The sequence below is a fragment of the Mesorhizobium sp. WSM4823 genome, from assembly GCF_055811195.1.
In genome coordinates, this window is the sequence record NZ_JBVVQL010000001.1 from 563,866 (window position 1) to 579,961 (window position 16,096).

Sequence of the window (16,096 nt, forward strand, 5' to 3'; positions counted from 1 at the left end):
ATGGCCAGCCTCGAACTGCGAAACGTCGTCAAGCGCTACAAGAGCCAGACTGTTCTCGACAATCTGTCGCTGACCGTCGCCGACGGCGAAACCCTGGTCCTGTTCGGACCGTCCGGCGCCGGCAAGACGGTGCTGCTGCGGCTCGTCGCCGGCGTCATCGATCCTGATGAAGGAAAGATACTCATCGGCGGCGAGGATATGACCGATCTTGACGCCGAATTCCGCGGCGTCGGCATGGCGTTCCAGAACTTCGCGCTCTTTCCGCACATGACCGCCTTCGACAACATCGCGACGCCGCTGGAAGCCAGCCGCTCGTCGCAAAGTGCGATCAAGGCCGGCGTCCAAAGCGTCGCCAACCTCCTTAAGATCGGCCATGTGCTCAGCCATAAGCCACGGGCGTTGTCCAACGGCCAGAAGCAGCGCACCGCGCTCGCCCGCGCCCTGGTCGGCTCGCCGCCGGTGCTGCTGCTCGACGATCCCCTGCGCAACGTCGATGCCAAACTGCGCTTCGAGATGCGGCTCGAACTGCCGAGGCTGCTGGCCGACCGTGGCGCGACCGTCGTCTACGTCACCCAGGACTACAAGGAGGCCATGGCGCTCGGCGATCGCATCGCGGTGATGTCGCAAGGTGTCATCAAGCAGCTCGGCACGCCCGAGCAGATCTATCGTGAGCCGGCGAACATCGAGATCGCGCGGCTGTTCGGTGACCCGACCATCAACCTGCTCGACGTCAAACCGTCGCGCGATGCCAAGGGCATCTATGTCGGCCTGTCGAATGTGCAGGTTCATCTGACAGGCGCCTATGACGCGACGGTCGGCCGCGATTGCGTGATCGGTTTGCGGCCGGAAGCGCTGAGCTTCGTCGACGAAGGCACGCCGGCTGCCATTCCGGTGACCGTCGAGGCCGAGACGCCGCTCAACGAAAAGATCGTCACACTGGTGCGCACCGTGCGTGGTCGCGAAATCCTGGTCTCCCGTCCGGCCGGGACACCGGGTCAAAGCGAGGGCAGGGCCTATATCGCCGTTGACGGCAAAAGCGCCCTTTTGTTCGATCGTGCGAGCGGCGACCGCATCGGCTCGAAGAACGTTGTCAATTTGCGCAGCGGAGAAGCGGCATGAGCCAGAGCGCACTCGCCATTTCAGGCGTCGACAAGTTCTACGGTCCGATCGACAGGGGCGTGCATGCCGTCCAAAATCTGACGATCGAAATCGACAAAGGCGAGATCGTCGCCCTGCTCGGCTCGTCCGGTTGCGGCAAGACCTCGACATTGCGCATGATTGCCGGTTTCGAGGAAGTCTCGCGCGGCACCATCTCGGTTGCCGGCCGCAAGGTGCACACGCTGCCGCCGGTCAAGCGCAATGTAGCGATGGCGTTCGAGGGCTATTCGCTCTATCCGCCGCTGACGGTGCGCGAGAACATGGCGTTTGCGCTGAAGGCGGCCAAGCTGCCGAGAAGCGAGGTTGACGCGAAGGTTGCCAGCATCGCCAAGCTGCTCGAGATCGAGGACATTCTCGAGCGCTATCCGAGCTCCATCTCCGGCGGTCAGCAGCAGCGCGCCAGCCTAGGCCGGGCGCTGATCCGCGAGGCGAACCTGCATCTGCTGGACGAGCCGATGGGCCAGCTCGAACCGCAGCTTCGCGCCGTGCTGCGCGGCCGCATCAAGCACTTCATCAAGGAGCGTGGCTTGACCGCGATTCTGGTCACCCACGACCAGACCGAGGCCAACGCGTTGGCCGACCGGATCGCGGTAATGGAGGGCGGCGTGCTGCAGCAGTTCGACACGCCCGACATGATCAAGCAGCGGCCGGCCAACCTGTTCACCGGCACCTTCGTCGGTGAGCCGCCGATGAATGTCTTCGAGGCCTATGTCGGCACGGCTGCCGACAAGATCAATCTGCGACTGCCCGACGGGCTTTCGCTCGACTATGACAAGGACGCGTTCAGCGGCTCGGTTCGCGACGAGTTGCTAAAACGGGAGCGGGTCGTCATCGGTATCAGGCCCTATGCGGTTCGCCGCTCGAAGGACGGCGTGCCGGCCACGGTTTCGGCCAACCAGTGGCTCGGGGACCAGACGCATATCGCGGCGGATTTCGCCGGCGGCTCACTGGTCCTGGTCGAACATGACCGGACCCGGCTGGAGCTTGGCGCGCCGATCAAGATCAGCATCGATCCGAAGAACCTGCACGTCTTCGACCAGGCCAGCGGCATGGCCATTTCGCACGGCATGGAGCTTGCCTGATGCGGGATGTGCTGATCGGCATCGACGCCGGCACGTCTGTCATCAAGTCCGTCGCCTTCGACACGGCGGGCCGGCAGCTCGCGGCCACGGCGGTGCCGAACCGGTACGAGACGTTGCCGGGTGGTGGCGCCGAGCAGGATCTGGCGCGCACCTGGGCCGACACCGCGACCACCTTGCGCCAACTTGCCGACAAGGTGCCGGACCTCGCCAGCCGCACCATCGCCATCGCCGTGACCGGGCAGGGCGATGGCACCTGGCTGATCGACAAGGAGGGTGAGCCGGTCACGAAGGGCTGGCTGTGGCTTGACGCGCGCGCTGCAGGGATCGTCGAGGAGATCCGTGCGCGGCCCGATGACCGACTTCGCTTCGAAAAGACCGGCAGCGGTCTGGCCGCCTGCCAGCAGGGATCGCAGTTTGCCTTCATGAAGCGCAACATGCCCGAAATGCTTGGCAAGGCGGCGACGGCGTTCCACTGCAAGGATTGGCTCTATTACAAGCTGACTGGCGAGCGCGCCACCGATCCGTCGGAAGGGACCTTCACCTTCGGCGACTTCCGCACGCGCGGTTACAGCGACGATGTGCTTGAGGTGCTCGACGTCGCCGATCTCAGGCATCTGCTGCCACCGATCGTCGACGGTACTAAACATAGCGCCGGCCTGTCGACGGCGGCTGCCGAGGCGACCGGGCTGCTTGCGGGTATGCCGGTCGTGCTCGCCTATGTCGATGTGGCCTGCACTGCGCTTGGCGCCGGCCTGCTCGATCGCGAGCGCAAGCCCGGCTGCTCCATCATCGGCTCCACCGGCATGCATATGCGGCTTGCGCAGACGCCGGACGAAGTGCTGCTCAACGAGGCCAGGACCGGCTACACGATGACGATGCCGGTGCCCGGCGTCTTTGCGCAGATGCAGTCGAACATGGCGGCGACCCTCAACATCGATTGGGTTCTGAGTCTGGCCTCCGGCATACTCGCCTCGCAAGGCATCACGCGCACCAATGGCGAGATGATCGCGCTGGTCGATGAATGGATATTGTCATCGGAACCAGCCTCGCTGCTCTACCAGCCCTATGTGTCGGAAGCCGGCGAGCGCGGGCCATTCGTCGATGCCAATGCCAGGGCCGGTTTCGTCGGCATTTCGTCGCGGCACGGCTATGCCGACATGGTCCGTGCCGTTTTCGAGGGACTGGCCTTCGCGTCGCGCGATTGCTATGCCGCCATGGGGCCGCTGCCGAGCGAAATCCGGCTGACCGGCGGTGCTGCCAGAAGCCCGGCTCTGCGCAAGATCCTGGGTGCTGTCGTCGGCGCCGCCATTCGCACCAGCGAGCGCGAGGAAGCCGGTGCTGCGGGCGCCGCAATGATCGCTGCGGTCTGCGTCGGCCAATACAAGTCGATGGATGAATGCGTCGGCGAATGGGTCACGCCGCTGCTTGGTGCAGCGGAGCCGAGCGACCGCGAACTTGCCGCGATCTATGAGCGGGCGGTTCCGTCCTACACATTGGCGCATGAGGCGCTGCGGCCGGTCTGGCGGTCGATGGCCGCATCCAGGGCAAACTGAGAAGTCGAGTATGCGTAGAAAGATTGCAATCATTGGCGACCGCTTCATGCTTCCCGAAGTGTTTCGCGAGAAAATCGAGAAGGCCTGCGGCGACAATCTCGACATCCGTACGCTTGAGGCGGCATGGCCCGACGAGCCGATGGAATTCGGCAATGCTGCGCTCGGCCTCGACAAGGTCAAGGAGTATTTTGGCAATCCGGACGAGGTGGTCGAATTCATCGGCGACGCCGAGATCTTCGTCACCCAGCTTGCGCCGCTCTCCGAGACCATGATGCAGCGTCTGCCCACGCTGAAGCTGGTTGCGGTCTCTCGCGGTGGCCCGATCAACATCGACATGGCCGCCGCCAAGGCCCACGGCATCACCGTCGTCAATGTGCCGGGCCGCAATGCAAGTGCTGTGGCCGAGTTCACCATCGGTGCCATCCTTGCCGAGACGCGGCTGATCCGGGTCGGGCACGAAGCCTTGCGCAAGGGGGAATGGCGCGGCGATCTCTACCGGGCCGACCGCACCGGCCGCGAGCTCAATGAAATGACCGTCGGCGTCATCGGCTATGGCAACATCGGCACCCGACTGGTCCGCCTTTTGCGCGCCTTCGGCTGCCGCATCCTGGTCTCCGATCCCTACGTGCAGTTGAGCGCCGAAGACCGCAATGCCGGCGTCGAGTTAGTCGCGCTCGACGATCTCCTGTCCCGCTCCGATGTGGTCACGCTTCATTCCCGAGTAACCGAGGAGACCCGCGGACTGATCAACAAGGACACCATCGCGCGGATGAAGCCCGGGGTGATCTTCGTCAACACTGCGCGTGGGCCGCTGGTCGACTACGACGCGCTATGCGATGCGCTCGTCTCAGGCCACATCGCCAGCGCCATGCTGGAGACGTTCGCGGTCGAGCCGGTGCCTGACGACTGGCCGCTGTTGCAGCTCCCGAACGTGACGCTGACGCCGCATATCGCCGGTGCCTCGGTGCGCACGGTGACCTATGCGGCCGAGCAGGCCGCCGAAGAGGTGCGTCGCTTTATCGCCGGTCTCCCGCCCATCAATCCATGCTGAAAGCGCAGCAGCCATGAAATACCTGTTACGCATAGAGGACCCGGCGAGATGAGCGGCGCCACTGAAATCGTCGATCTCTTCGTCATCGGCGGTGGCGTCAACGGTGCGGGCATCGCGCGCGACGCCGCCGGCCGCGGCCTTTCCGTCATTCTGTGCGAAAAAGACGATCTTGCCGAAGGCACCAGTTCCCGATCGGGAAAGCTCGTCCATGGCGGCCTGCGCTATCTCGAATATTACGAGTTCCGGCTGGTGCGCGAGGCGTTGATCGAGCGCGAAGTGCTGCTTGAATCCGCTCCCCACATCATCTGGCCGATGCGCTTCGTGCTGCCGCACAGTCCTGACGACCGGCCGGCCTGGCTGGTCCGACTCGGCCTGTTCCTCTACGATCATCTCGGCGGCCGCAAACGGCTGCCGGCCACCCGAACGCTCAACCTGCGTACCGCGCCCGAAGGCGCGCCGATCAAGGACGCGTTCAAGCGTGGTTTCGAATATTCCGATTGCTGGGTCGACGATGCCCGCCTCGTCATCATCAATGCGCTCGATGCCGCGGAGCGCGGAGCCAAGGTCTTCACCCGAACCGCCTGCACCGCCGCCCGCCGTGAAAACGACCTGTGGTCGGTGGAGATGCGCGACAGCCGAACCGGCGTCAGGACGACGGTTCGGGCACGCGCGCTAATCAACGCCGCCGGTCCCTGGGTCAACGACATCATCAACCGCGTGGCCGGCCAGAACTCCAAGCGGAACGTCCGCCTGGTCAAGGGCAGCCACATCGTCGTGCCGAAATTCTGGGAAGGGCGGCAGGCCTATCTCGTCCAGAACAGCGACAAGCGCGTGATCTTCATCAATCCCTACCAGAACGATCTGGCCCTGATCGGCACCACCGACATTCCCTATGACGGACGGCCGGAAGACGTAGCGGCGGATGCCAGCGAGGTCGACTACCTGATCAAGGTGGTCAACCGCTACTTCAAGCGCGGGCTTGCCCGCAGCGATGTCATCTATTCGTTCTCGGGCGTCCGGCCGCTCTATGACGACAACGCCGACAATCCGAGCGCGGTGACGCGTGACTATATTTTCGAACTCGACGCGCCGGCCGGGCAGGCGCCGCTGCTCTCCGTCTTCGGCGGGAAGATCACCACCTTCCGCAAACTGGCCGAGCATGCGCTGGACCGGATCGCCCCGTTTTTTCCGAAAATGGGCAAGCAATGGACATCGAAAGGCTATCTGCCTGGCGGCGATATCGCCAATGCCGACTTCGAACAGTTTCTCGGCGACCTCGGCCGCGAATATCCCTGGATGCCGGCATCCCTGGTCAAGCATTATGGCCGGCTCTACGGCACCAGGACGCGCGTTCTGGTCGGTGCGGCCAAGTCGCTAACTGACCTGGGGCGGTGCTTCGGCAAGGATTTTTTCGAACGCGAAGCCAATTATTTGTTCGAGCACGAATGGGCGCTGACATCAGCCGATATTCTCGAACGGCGCACCAAGCATGGGCTGCATCTGTCCGCCGCAGAAAGAGCCGCTTTCGAGGACTGGTGCGCGAGCCGGCTGGTGAAAGCAAGCTGATGACCTTTACGCTTTCCCTCAACACCAATCCGCTGGTCAACCGTTTCGCCGAACCGGACGATCTGATCGACGCGATCGCCTACGATATCGGCATCCGGGACGTGCAGCTCACGCATGAATTCGTCAATCCCGGGTGGCCGGCAGCGACGATCTCGAAATTCGTCCGCCTGTTTCGCGCCGCGCTCGACCGCACCGGCGTGCGCGTAACGTCAGGGATGACCGGCCCCTACGGAAGGCTCAACCATTTCGGTCATCCCGACGCCGACGTGCGCCGCTACTATGTCGATTGGTTCAAGACCTTTGCCGACATTTCGGCCGAGCTCGGCGCCAGCGGCATGGGCACGCAGTTCGCGATCTTCACCCACAAGGATTATGACGACGCCGAGCGCCGTGCGCGGCTTCTCGACATCGCTATGGAATGCTGGCGCGAGGTCGCCGAACACGCGAAGGCGGCCGGGCTAACCTATCTGTTTTGGGAGCCGATGTCGGTCGGCCGCGAGTTCGGCCATACGATCGAGAGCTGCCGGGCGCTGCATCGGGAGATCGAGGCCGCCGGCCTGGCTATCCCGCTGAAGATGATGGTCGATATCGACCATGGCGACGTGACCTCGAGCAACCCCGCCGACATCGATCCCTATGCCTGGGCCGAAGCGTTTCCCAAGGTATCGCCGATCATACACATCAAGCAGTCGTCGATGAACAAGGGCGGCCATTGGCCGTTCATTGCCGCCTACAACAAGGACGGTCGCATCACGCCGGAAAAATTCCTGGAGACGGTTCGCCGTGGCGGGGGCGTCGACAACGAGATCTGCCTCGAACTGTCATTTCGCGAGCGTGAGCCGGTCGATCACCAGGTCGTCGCCATGATCCGCGAGTCGGTCGACTACTGGGCGCCGTTTATCGAGACCGGCAGGGCGGCACTCTTGCCGAAAGCCGGATAGATGAACAGGAGCCGATGCGGCTCCTGTTCAGAACCAGAATACGTCAGCCAAATTTCGGATCGAGACTGCCCGACTTGTAGCGCTTGGCCATTTCCGAGACCGGCAGCGGCTTGATCTTCGGAGCGTTGCCGGCGGTGCCGAACTGCTCGAAGCGCTCCTTGCAGAGCTTCCTCATAGCGGCCATTGCCGGCGTCAGATACTTGCGCGGGTCGAATTCGCTCGGGTTCTCGGTCAGCACTTTGCGGATCGCGCCGGTCAGCGCCATGCGGTTGTCGGTGTCGATGTTGATCTTGCGCACGCCGTGCTTGATGCCGCGCTGGATCTCCTCGACCGGCACGCCCCATGTCGGCTTCATCTGGCCGCCATATTTGTTGATGATCTCCTGCAGCTCTTCCGGCACCGAGGACGAGCCATGCATGACGAGGTGCATGTTCGGCAGGCGGCGGTGGATCTCTTCGATCACGTTCATGGCCAGAACGGCGCCGTCCGGCTTGCGCGAGAACTTGTAGGCGCCGTGGCTGGTGCCCATGGCGACGGCCAGTGCGTCGACATGCGTGTCCTTGACGAACTGCACCGCCTGCTCCGGATCGGTCAGCAGCTGGTCGTGGCTGACGGCGCCTTCAACGCCATGGCCGTCTTCCTGTTCGCCGCCGCCCATCTCCAGGGACCCGAGAACGCCGATCTCGCCTTCCACCGACACGCCGCCCCAATGCGCCATGTCGACGACACGGCGCGTGATGCCTGAATTATAATCGTAATCGGCCGGCGTCTTGCCGTCCTCCTTCAACGATCCGTCCATCATCACCGAGGTGAAGCCGTACTGGATCGCAGTCACGCAGGTCGCTTCATTGTTGCCGTGGTCGAGATGCATGCAGACCGGAATATCGGGATGGATCTCGACCAGCGCGTCGATCAGCTTGGCCAGCACCACGTCGTTGGCATAGGCCCGCGCCCCGCGGCTTGCCTGGAGGATAACCGGCGATTTGGTTTCCTCGGCGGCCTCCATGATGGCGAGGCCCTGTTCCATATTGTTCATGTTGAACGCGGGCACGCCATAGCCGTGTTCGGCGGCATGGTCGAGCAATTGTCTCAATGTGATGCGAGCCACCCAATAGTCTCCCGTATTTGGTTTCAAGCCTATGGTTACGGGCCTTACAATCGTCGTTCAGCCCAATGATGCTTCTGGCCGGATTTCCAGAGAACCGCAACCTTTGGCCAGGCGGCCGGGGAGCAATTCTTGTTACAGGGCAGCGATCAGAAGCGCCTAATATCCCAAAATAATGTAACATTATCACAAGAAATTCGCCGACTATGCAATTACCTATGTTATAATACCTTTGACTCGCCGCTTTTCCGCTCCTTTGGATTCGCAACGAGCCGGATTCAGGAAACAGGCTGGACAATGAAGAGCGACGGCCGACGGCAAGGCATCATGGATTTTCTGATGGACACCGGCACGGCCAGTGTCGATGACCTTGCCTCGCGCTTCGGCGTATCGAAGATGACCGTTCATCGCGACCTCGACGAGCTCGAGGAAAGCGGCTTCCTGCGCAAGGTGCGCGGCGGCGCCTCGATCCAGCCGAGCGGCCTGTTCGAAAGCGATTTCCGCTACCGTCAGAAGCAATCCGGCGAGGAAAAGCAGCGCCTGGCGGCTGCCGCCGTGGCGATGATCGAACCGGGCCAGACGGTGATCATCGACGACGGCTCGACGGCTGGCGGCATTGCGCGCCACCTTGCGGATCTCCGCCCGCTGACCGTGATCTCCAACAATCTGGCCGTCATACAGGATCTGGCGGGCGTTGGAGGGATCACCCTGATCGCGCTCGGTGGCCAGTACAGCAAGAAATTCCACGGTTTCTTTGGCCTGCTTGCCGAGGACACGTTGAGATCGTTGCGCGCCGATGTGGCCTTCCTGTCGTCATCGGCCATCCATGGCGCTTCCGCCTTCCACCAGGACCAGGAAGTGGTCCATACGAAGCGGCTGATGATGGCCGCCGCCGCGCGTAAATATCTGCTGGTCGATCACGGCAAGTTCGGCCGCATGGCGCTACATTTCCTGACCGATCTCAAGGCGTTCGACGCCGTCTTCACCGGTCGCGAACTGGAACCCCAGATGCGCGAGGTGTTGGATGGCGCCGGTGTTTCGCTAAGAATAGTCGAAAAGGATTGAGGAGGACGCATGGTTTACTGGGTCGGCACAAGCTGGAAAATGAACAAGACGCTTGCAGAGGCGACTGAATTCGCCACGGCGCTGGCGGGGTTCGTCCCCGGTTTCGACGACCGCATCCAGCCCTTCGTCATCCCGCCTTTCACGGCGGTCCGCGAGGTCAAGAAGGCGTTGGCGGCGACGCGGGTCAGGGTCGGCGCACAGAACATGCACTGGGCCGACGCCGGCGCCTGGACCGGCGAGATTTCGCCCCTGATGCTGACGGATTGCGGGCTCGACCTCGTCGAACTCGGCCATAGCGAACGGCGCGAGCATTTCGGCGAGACTGACAAGGCGGTCGGCCTCAAGACCGCGGCGGCGGTAAAGCATGGTCTGGTGCCGCTCATTTGCGTCGGCGAGACATTGGCGCAACGCAACAGCGGACAGGCCGATGCGGTGCTGGCCTTGCAGGTGCGTGGCGCGCTGCAATATCTCGAACGCCAGGCAAAGGCGGCGACGATCCTGTTTGCCTACGAGCCGGTCTGGGCGATCGGCGACAAGGGCATTCCGGCAAGTGCGGATTATGCCGATAGGCAGCAGGCCCTGATCAAGAAAATCGCCAGCGACCTTCTGCCGGCCGTGCCGCCGGTGCTTTATGGCGGCAGCGTCAATCCGCAAAATGCCGCCGAGTTGATCGGTCAGCCCCATATAGACGGGCTGTTCATCGGCCGCTCGGCCTGGCAGGCGGAAGGCTATATCGACATCCTCGGACGCGCCTCGGCGGCGATCTGAACCAATCTAAAAAGCATTCAGTCAGGAAAGGACACGACCATGAAAATAGCCATTGGAGCCGACAGCGCCGGCAAGCCGCTGCTCGACGTCATCGCCGCGCATCTTGCCACCAAACCCGGCCTCGCCGTCAGCGACCTCAGCCAGGCCGGCTACTATGCCGACCTGTCGCAGAAGCTCGCCCAGACCATCCTCGACGGCGAGAACGATCGCGGCATCCTGTTTTGCGGCACCGGCATCGGCGTTTCGATCTCGGCCAACAAGGTGCCCGGCATTCGCGCGGCACTCACCCACGACACTTACTCCGCCGAACGCGCGGCGAAATCCAACAACGCCCAGATCATCACCATGGGCGCCCGCGTCATCGGCCCGGAACTGGCCAAGTCGATCGTCGACGCCTGGCTCGCATCGGAGTTCGACGAAAAGGGACCGTCGGCCGGCAATGTCCAGGCGATCGACAGGCTGGACGCGGCGAAGCTGGGCTAGAGCGCTTCATCGTTTCACGGAAACGCCGAACCGCTCTATCTCTTTGTTTTTGCGCAATTCCCTAGGGAAAGCGCTACGCGCTTTTCCCGGGAAAACCGTTTCACACTTTCCTGGAATTGCTCTAAGCCAGACCTTTCCGCATCGCGCCGATGACAGTGACAGCCGATGCTGCGCCCGGATCCATGTGCCCGAGCGAGCGCTCGCCAAGCCGCGACGAGCGGCCCTTCGCAGCGATCATGTCCTTGGTCGCCTCGGCGCCGCGCTCAGCGGCGGCGAACGCCGCGTCAAGACTTTCGGCCAGGGTCTTGCCGGCGGCATGCGCGGCCGCCGCCGCTTCGGCCGCCGGCTGCCAGGCGTCGACCATCGTCTTTTCGCCGATCTCGGCCTTGCCGCGATCTCTGATGCCTTGCGCCATCGCCTGGAACAGGGCGACCAAATCAGCGTCCGCCAGCACCGCCTTGCCCTTGACGGCGGCGGCACCGCGCATGAACGCCGTGGCATAGAGTGGACCGGACGAGGCACCGACCGCGTTGAGGAACGATTTCGCCGCGGTGTTGAGCAAGGCCGTCGGCTCGATCGCCGAAAGGTCGAGCGCGGCCAGCGCATCGCGCACCGCGCCGAAGCCGAGTTCCATGGCGATGCCGTGATCAGCGTCGCCGATGACGCCGTCGAGTTGGCAGAGCCTGTCCTTGTCGGCTTCGATCGCCACCGCGATCGCATCGAACATTCTTTTCAGATCGGCTGCGTCGATGGATGTCATGGATGCTGCTTTCAGCCGGCGCGGAACATGGCGCAGTCGCAAGGATGGTCGAGCATCGTCTGCAACTCGCCGTCGAGATGCATCAGCGTCACCGAGGCGCCGGCCATTTCGAGCGAGGTGCAATAATTGCCGACCCAGGTCGCGTGAACTGAAACGCCGATGTCATCCAGCCGACGCTTCACGCGCCGGTTCATGATGTAAAGCTCCATCAGCGGCGTCGAGCCGAGCGAATTGACAAGCACGGCGACCTTGTCGCCGCGCGCTGGCGCCATCTCGTCGAAGATCTTGTCCAGCATCTCGTCGGTGATCTCGTCGGCGGTTTTCAGTTTTCCGCGCGCAATGCCCGGCTCGCCATGAATGCCCATGCCGATCTCCATCTCGTCCGGCCCGATCTCGAAATTCGGCCGGCGGGTCTGCGGCAGCGAACAGGGCGATAGCGCCACGCCCATAGTGAAAGTGTGGTCGTTGGCTTTCCGGGCGATGCGCTCGCATTCGTCGAATGAGAGCATCCGGTCGCAGGCAGCACCGGCAGCCTTGAAGATGAAGAAGTTGCCGGCAACACCGCGCCGCTTCTGCCGCTGGTCACGCGGCGCCGATGCCACGTCGTCGGTAGTCAGCACGGTGCGCACCTCGATGTCGTCCATCGCCGCCATCTCGGCGGCCATGTCGAAATTCATCACGTCGCCGGCATAGTTGCCATACATGAACAGCACGCCGGCACCGCCGCTGGCCGCCTTGGCGCATTCGAGGATCGGGTCCGGCGGCGGCGAGGCGAAAACGTTGCCTATCGCCGCCGCGTCGGCCAGCCCCTTGCCGACGAAACCGAGGAAGGTTGGCTCATGGCCCGAGCCGCCGCCGATGACGAGGCCAACCTTGCCATCTCGCGGTCCGTCACGCGCGATGATGGAGCGCGGACTTCCCTCAGCGCTTTTAAGATGGCGGGGATGCGCGGCGAGAATCCCTTCCAGCATCTCGTCGACGGTGCGGTTGCCGTCATTGATGATCTTTTTGGTCTGCACCTGCATCCTCCCGATTTCGGTATTTTCGCAGATAGTACAGCGTGTTACCGGGATTTCCACCCGGCGGCGGATATTTCACGCCGCGATGCGTTCGCGCGCGGCCAGGATCTGCACACAGGCATTGGCTGCCTCTTTGCCCTTGACCTGGAAGTGCTCGGAGAAGAAGCGGTGATGCTCCGCACTGTCATGGTAGTTGTGCGGGGTGAGCACCGCCGAAAGCACCGGCACGCCGGTGGACAATTGCACATCCATCATGCCGTCGATGACCGCGCTCGCCACGAATTCATGCCGGTAGATGCCGCCATTGACGACAAATGCCGCGCCGAGGATTGCGGCATAGCGACCGGTCTGGGCCAAGGTCTTTGCATGCAGGGGAATCTCATAGGCGCCGGGCACGTCGAAGACGTCGACGGCAAAGCGGTTCTCCCCGAGGGCCGCAAGTTCGGCCTGGAAGGCATCGACGCACTGGTCGACGATGTCGGCGTGCCAGCGCGCGCGAATGACAGCAACGCGGACAGTTTCGTAGTCTTTTGGGGAATGCTGATTCATGGGTCCATCCTTCCGTTTCGAACCAGAATCAGGACGCACGATACGGAATCCGAACCGCGAACGCGGACCGTCTTCTGTTCGTTCTCTTCCATCCGGACTGTGACCGTCGGCTCCGGAATCACACCGGATCTGCTGACCTTCCCCGAATCAGAGAAGCGCTCGCGGGCTTGGGTCCCCCGCGCATGACCCCGAAAACCGGAACGGTTTTCGGAAAGGAATCATGCGCAACTAGGAGTTCTTACCGCCGGTGGGGACTTTCACCCCGCCCTGAGAACATCGACGGTGTTTGTATGGAAGGGCAGGGCGATGCTGTCAACTGCCGAGACCGTCGCGGATGACGGAGAAATAGCGATCGGTTCCGACCTGCCCGCCCTTCAGCGCGACCTCCAGTCCATCGATTGCCTTGACGCGCGAGTGGGCAACGCAGAGCGGCGAACCTGGCGAGGCGGGCAGCGGCATCCGCACCGTCAGCGCATCGACGCCCATCTGGCCGAGTGCGTGGCTCGAGGTGTCGCCGCCGGCGATGACCACGCGCTGCAATTTCTGCTCGACCGTCAGCTCGCGAAGAAGTTCGCCGAGGCCACGGCCAAGCTTGTGGCGGGCGCCTTCCTGCCGGTCGATTTCGGCGCCCCGGTCGGCTGCTGGTCCAAGCGCCGTGTAAAGGACGACGCTGCGCCCGGATTCCAGGCTGGCGCGACCGGCCAAGACCGCGCGCGCGATCGCCTTGTCGGAATTCTCCGAGACCAGTTCGACAGGGTCCACCTCGATCCCGTCGAAACCGTCCGTCAAAGCATGCCGTATCTGCCGCTCCGTTGTCGGCGAGCAACTGCCCGAGACCACTGCGATCCGGTCGGCCGCGCCCGGCGGCGAAAAGCCGGGCTCGGCACGGACGGTCCCGTTAGACGCCCATTCGGCCAGCAGCGCATATTCGATGCCCGAAGAGCCGACGACGAAAGTGCCGCCCGGCCTGCGGACGCGCCATATCTCCTTGCCGGCAAGCGCCTGAATTTCCAGGCTATTGACATCCAAAAGCACGATATCGCTGCCATTCTCGACCAGGCGATCGAACGCTTCCGAGCGGAACGCCGACTGCAGCGTCGCGAGATCGACCAGCCCTGAGGTGAGATTAGTCTGGCGCGACAGATGGATCAGCAGGTCCGACTCATCCATCGGCGTGGTCGGGTGGCGGCTCATCACGGGATGGCGGTCGATACGGAAATATTTGTCGCGGTAGGCCGCGAACAGATGGCCGAAGGCGGTATAGCGCTTGAGCTGCGGCGCGCCGACCACCAGCGGCACGCTGTCTTGGCTGAACACCGAGCGGCCGATCTCGATGGCCCGGCCGATGCTGCCGATCGTCGGGCTGGAATCGAAAGTCGAGCAGACCTTGTAATGGCAGATCTCGGCGTTCAGCGCCTTCAGCCAGGCGAAGGCGCCCTGCAGATGCGTGTCCATCCACTGCGGCGTCTCGCTGCGGCTGGTGCCGGCCAGGCCGATAGCCCGGCAATGCCTGAACTGCGAAAGCAGGGCCTCGTCCGGCTGGCGCATGAACAGCACGGTCGGCACACCGCCGAGCTCGAGCGCCTCCATGACGTCGGTCGAGCCGGTGAGGTCGTCGCCATAGTAGCTGAGAAGCAGATTTTGCATGGCGTCAGGCCGCTTTGCCGTCGCCGAATTTCTCGATCGACCGGGCCAGTTCGGGATGGGCCAAGGCAAACTCCGCCAGCGGTACGCCGTCGACCGCCGCCTGCCAGGCTTGCTGCACGGCGCGCACGCCGGCGCCCGGTCCGTCCGGATGGCTGACGATGCCGCCGCCGCAGAGATAGAGAAGATCGACCGTTCGGCCGGTTCGCTCGAAGGTTTCGGGGGCCTGTCCGCCCCACTGGCCGGAGCCGGCGACCGGCAATGCGCAATCGTCAGGCGAAAAGATCGGCGTGGTCACCGCCTTGAAAGACTCGACGAAGGACCAGTCCGGCTCCCAATATTTCGAGGCGATGCCGTTGATCTGGAACTGGTCGACGCCGAGCAGCCGCCAGAACTGCTGCCAGACCTTGAAATCCATGCCGAGGCCGGGGTGACGGGTGAGAATGTCCCAGCCGTTGCGGTGGGCATGGATCACCAGGCTGGAGCGCTTTCTGAGAAAAGCCATGCCGCCGAAGCCGACGGAATTGATGTTGACCACAGCGCAATTGCCGCCGGCCTTCGCCACCAGATCGTGATTTCGCATTATCTCGTCAGGGTCGGCATGCGAGATGCCGAAGGCATACATCACCTTCTTGCCGGTCTTCTGCTCATGGTCGAGGATCAGCGGCATGATTGCCTTCACCCGTTCCGACAGCGGCGAATAGGCCGGGCTCATCAGCTTCTCGTCGTCCTTGATGAAATCGACGCCGGCGGCAATCAGCTCGCCCACCATCTCCGCCGTTTCGTGCGGGCGCAGTCCCAGCGCCGGCTTGACGATCGTCCCGATGATCGGGCGATCCTCCACACCGGTCAGCCGGCGGCTGCCGGCGACGCCGAACTGCGGGCCTGGATGCGCGCCGCGGTATTCCTCCGGCAGCTTCATATCGATGATGCGAATGCCGGACAGGCCCTTGATCGAAAAGGCGCCGCCGATGGCAATGGTCATCAGCGCCGAAAGATCGGTGCCGATGGCATCGAGCGGGAACGCGATGTCGACATCCGCGCGCTTGAAGGGCCCGTCGCCGGCTTCAGGAAGGGAGGGGCGATCGGCGTCCGGCAGAGGCCGTATCTCCAGGACGCGCGCCGCTACCCGCGCCTTGAGCTCTTCGGTCTCGCCGGCCAGCGCGACAAAGGTTCCGGTCGACTGGTCGCTGGCGATCTTGGCCGCCAGCGCCTCGATGCTCGCCGAGGTCTCGATGCGATAGGTGAGGGTGATCATAGCTCGAAAAAAGTTCCCTGATCTTCCAAATCTGGTATAATGAGTACATAAGTATTGCAAGCGATATCCTGCTTGGGCAGGCATTCCGGGAATC

The 16,096-nt window shown here is 63.2% G+C and carries 15 protein-coding genes and 1 riboswitch; of the genes, 9 read left to right on the forward strand and 6 right to left on the reverse strand.

Features of this window, described 5'->3' with window-relative positions; translation table 11 throughout:
• From AC0L26_RS02745 to AC0L26_RS02770, 6 genes are read left to right on the forward strand one after another with little or no spacing between them, the layout of a single operon-like run.
• A complete protein-coding gene (locus AC0L26_RS02745) occupies positions 1 to 1,119 on the forward strand; it encodes an ABC transporter ATP-binding protein (protein ID WP_473631137.1) in 1,119 nt (372 codons plus the stop codon).
• Positions 1,116 to 2,240: an ABC transporter ATP-binding protein gene (locus AC0L26_RS02750; protein ID WP_473631138.1), complete on the forward strand. Its 1,125-nt coding sequence runs from the start codon at positions 1,116 to 1,118 to the stop codon at positions 2,238 to 2,240. The genes AC0L26_RS02745 and AC0L26_RS02750 overlap by 4 nt, the downstream gene beginning before the upstream one ends.
• Positions 2,240 to 3,793 (forward strand): FGGY family carbohydrate kinase, encoded by a 1,554-nt coding sequence (locus AC0L26_RS02755; protein ID WP_473631139.1) that lies wholly within the window; start codon positions 2,240 to 2,242, stop codon positions 3,791 to 3,793. The genes AC0L26_RS02750 and AC0L26_RS02755 overlap by 1 nt, the downstream gene beginning before the upstream one ends.
• Before the next feature lie 10 nt (positions 3,794 to 3,803).
• Positions 3,804 to 4,844: a 2-hydroxyacid dehydrogenase gene (locus AC0L26_RS02760; RefSeq protein ID WP_473631140.1), complete on the forward strand. Its 1,041-nt coding sequence runs from the start codon at positions 3,804 to 3,806 to the stop codon at positions 4,842 to 4,844.
• Between the two features lie 48 nt (positions 4,845 to 4,892).
• Positions 4,893 to 6,410 (forward strand): glycerol-3-phosphate dehydrogenase, encoded by a 1,518-nt coding sequence (locus tag AC0L26_RS02765; protein ID WP_473631141.1) that lies wholly within the window; start codon positions 4,893 to 4,895, stop codon positions 6,408 to 6,410.
• Positions 6,410 to 7,351: a sugar phosphate isomerase/epimerase family protein gene (locus tag AC0L26_RS02770; RefSeq protein ID WP_473631142.1), complete on the forward strand. Its 942-nt coding sequence runs from the start codon at positions 6,410 to 6,412 to the stop codon at positions 7,349 to 7,351. The genes AC0L26_RS02765 and AC0L26_RS02770 overlap by 1 nt, the downstream gene beginning before the upstream one ends.
• Before the next feature lie 43 nt (positions 7,352 to 7,394).
• Here AC0L26_RS02770 and fba read toward each other — a convergent pair whose 3' ends face one another.
• Entirely contained in the window at positions 7,395 to 8,459 is a 1,065-nt protein-coding gene (gene fba, locus AC0L26_RS02775) for a class II fructose-bisphosphate aldolase (protein WP_095483847.1), read from the reverse strand.
• A 294-nt stretch (positions 8,460 to 8,753) separates the two neighbouring features.
• Between fba and AC0L26_RS02780 the strand changes: the two genes are divergently transcribed.
• From AC0L26_RS02780 to derI, 3 genes are read left to right on the forward strand one after another with little or no spacing between them, the layout of a single operon-like run.
• Positions 8,754 to 9,521 carry a DeoR/GlpR family DNA-binding transcription regulator gene (locus tag AC0L26_RS02780; protein ID WP_473631143.1) on the forward strand — a complete coding sequence of 256 codons (768 nt, stop codon included), beginning with the start codon at positions 8,754 to 8,756 and terminating at the stop codon, positions 9,519 to 9,521.
• A 9-nt stretch (positions 9,522 to 9,530) separates the two neighbouring features.
• The gene (locus AC0L26_RS02785; protein WP_473631144.1) at positions 9,531 to 10,289 is read left to right on the forward strand and encodes a triose-phosphate isomerase; all 759 of its coding nucleotides are present in this window, start codon (positions 9,531 to 9,533) and stop codon (positions 10,287 to 10,289) included.
• A gap of 39 nt (positions 10,290 to 10,328) precedes the next feature.
• Positions 10,329 to 10,772, forward strand: a complete 444-nt coding sequence (derI, locus tag AC0L26_RS02790) for a D-erythrulose-4-phosphate isomerase (RefSeq protein WP_095483850.1) — start codon at positions 10,329 to 10,331, stop codon at positions 10,770 to 10,772.
• Positions 10,773 to 10,893: 121 nt separating this feature from the next.
• On the opposite strand, the gene dhaL is transcribed toward derI, so the two are convergent.
• From dhaL to oiaX, 5 genes are all read right to left on the reverse strand, one after another.
• Positions 10,894 to 11,532 carry a dihydroxyacetone kinase subunit DhaL gene (gene dhaL / locus AC0L26_RS02795; protein WP_473631145.1) on the reverse strand — a complete coding sequence of 213 codons (639 nt, stop codon included), beginning with the start codon at positions 11,530 to 11,532 and terminating at the stop codon, positions 10,894 to 10,896.
• Between the two features lie 11 nt (positions 11,533 to 11,543).
• Entirely contained in the window at positions 11,544 to 12,551 is a 1,008-nt protein-coding gene (locus tag AC0L26_RS02800) for a dihydroxyacetone kinase subunit DhaK (RefSeq protein ID WP_473631146.1), read from the reverse strand.
• 75 nt (positions 12,552 to 12,626) lie between these two features.
• The gene (locus AC0L26_RS02805) at positions 12,627 to 13,100 is read right to left on the reverse strand and encodes a 6,7-dimethyl-8-ribityllumazine synthase (protein WP_473631147.1); all 474 of its coding nucleotides are present in this window, start codon (positions 13,098 to 13,100) and stop codon (positions 12,627 to 12,629) included.
• 76 nt (positions 13,101 to 13,176) lie between these two features.
• Positions 13,177 to 13,379, reverse strand: a riboswitch (FMN riboswitch).
• A gap of 33 nt (positions 13,380 to 13,412) precedes the next feature.
• Complete coding sequence (locus AC0L26_RS02810; protein WP_473631148.1) at positions 13,413 to 14,747, reverse strand: four-carbon acid sugar kinase family protein; 1,335 nt, start codon at positions 14,745 to 14,747, stop codon at positions 13,413 to 13,415.
• A 4-nt stretch (positions 14,748 to 14,751) separates the two neighbouring features.
• Complete coding sequence (gene oiaX, locus AC0L26_RS02815) at positions 14,752 to 16,002, reverse strand: 3-oxo-isoapionate-4-phosphate decarboxylase OiaX (protein ID WP_473631149.1); 1,251 nt, start codon at positions 16,000 to 16,002, stop codon at positions 14,752 to 14,754.
• Positions 16,003 to 16,096: the final 94 nt, after the last annotated feature.

Bases quoted from the DNA above. Each gene is read 5' to 3' on its own strand.
- AC0L26_RS02765 (WP_473631141.1), top strand. From the start codon at position 4,893: ATGAGCGGCGCCACTGAAATCGTCGATCTCTTCGTCATCGGCGGTGGC.
- AC0L26_RS02745 (WP_473631137.1), top strand. From the start codon at position 1: ATGGCCAGCCTCGAACTGCGAAACGTCGTCAAGCGCTACAAGAGCCAG.
- AC0L26_RS02805 (WP_473631147.1), bottom strand. From the start codon at position 13,100: ATGAATCAGCATTCCCCAAAAGACTACGAAACTGTCCGCGTTGCTGTC.
- derI (WP_095483850.1), top strand. From the start codon at position 10,329: ATGAAAATAGCCATTGGAGCCGACAGCGCCGGCAAGCCGCTGCTCGAC.
- AC0L26_RS02780 (WP_473631143.1), top strand. From the start codon at position 8,754: ATGAAGAGCGACGGCCGACGGCAAGGCATCATGGATTTTCTGATGGAC.
- AC0L26_RS02755 (WP_473631139.1), top strand. From the start codon at position 2,240: ATGCGGGATGTGCTGATCGGCATCGACGCCGGCACGTCTGTCATCAAG.
- AC0L26_RS02785 (WP_473631144.1), top strand. From the start codon at position 9,531: ATGGTTTACTGGGTCGGCACAAGCTGGAAAATGAACAAGACGCTTGCA.
- AC0L26_RS02750 (WP_473631138.1), top strand. From the start codon at position 1,116: ATGAGCCAGAGCGCACTCGCCATTTCAGGCGTCGACAAGTTCTACGGT.
- oiaX (WP_473631149.1), bottom strand. From the start codon at position 16,002: ATGATCACCCTCACCTATCGCATCGAGACCTCGGCGAGCATCGAGGCG.
- AC0L26_RS02770 (WP_473631142.1), top strand. From the start codon at position 6,410: ATGACCTTTACGCTTTCCCTCAACACCAATCCGCTGGTCAACCGTTTC.
- AC0L26_RS02760 (WP_473631140.1), top strand. From the start codon at position 3,804: ATGCGTAGAAAGATTGCAATCATTGGCGACCGCTTCATGCTTCCCGAA.
- AC0L26_RS02810 (WP_473631148.1), bottom strand. From the start codon at position 14,747: ATGCAAAATCTGCTTCTCAGCTACTATGGCGACGACCTCACCGGCTCG.
- dhaL (WP_473631145.1), bottom strand. From the start codon at position 11,532: ATGACATCCATCGACGCAGCCGATCTGAAAAGAATGTTCGATGCGATC.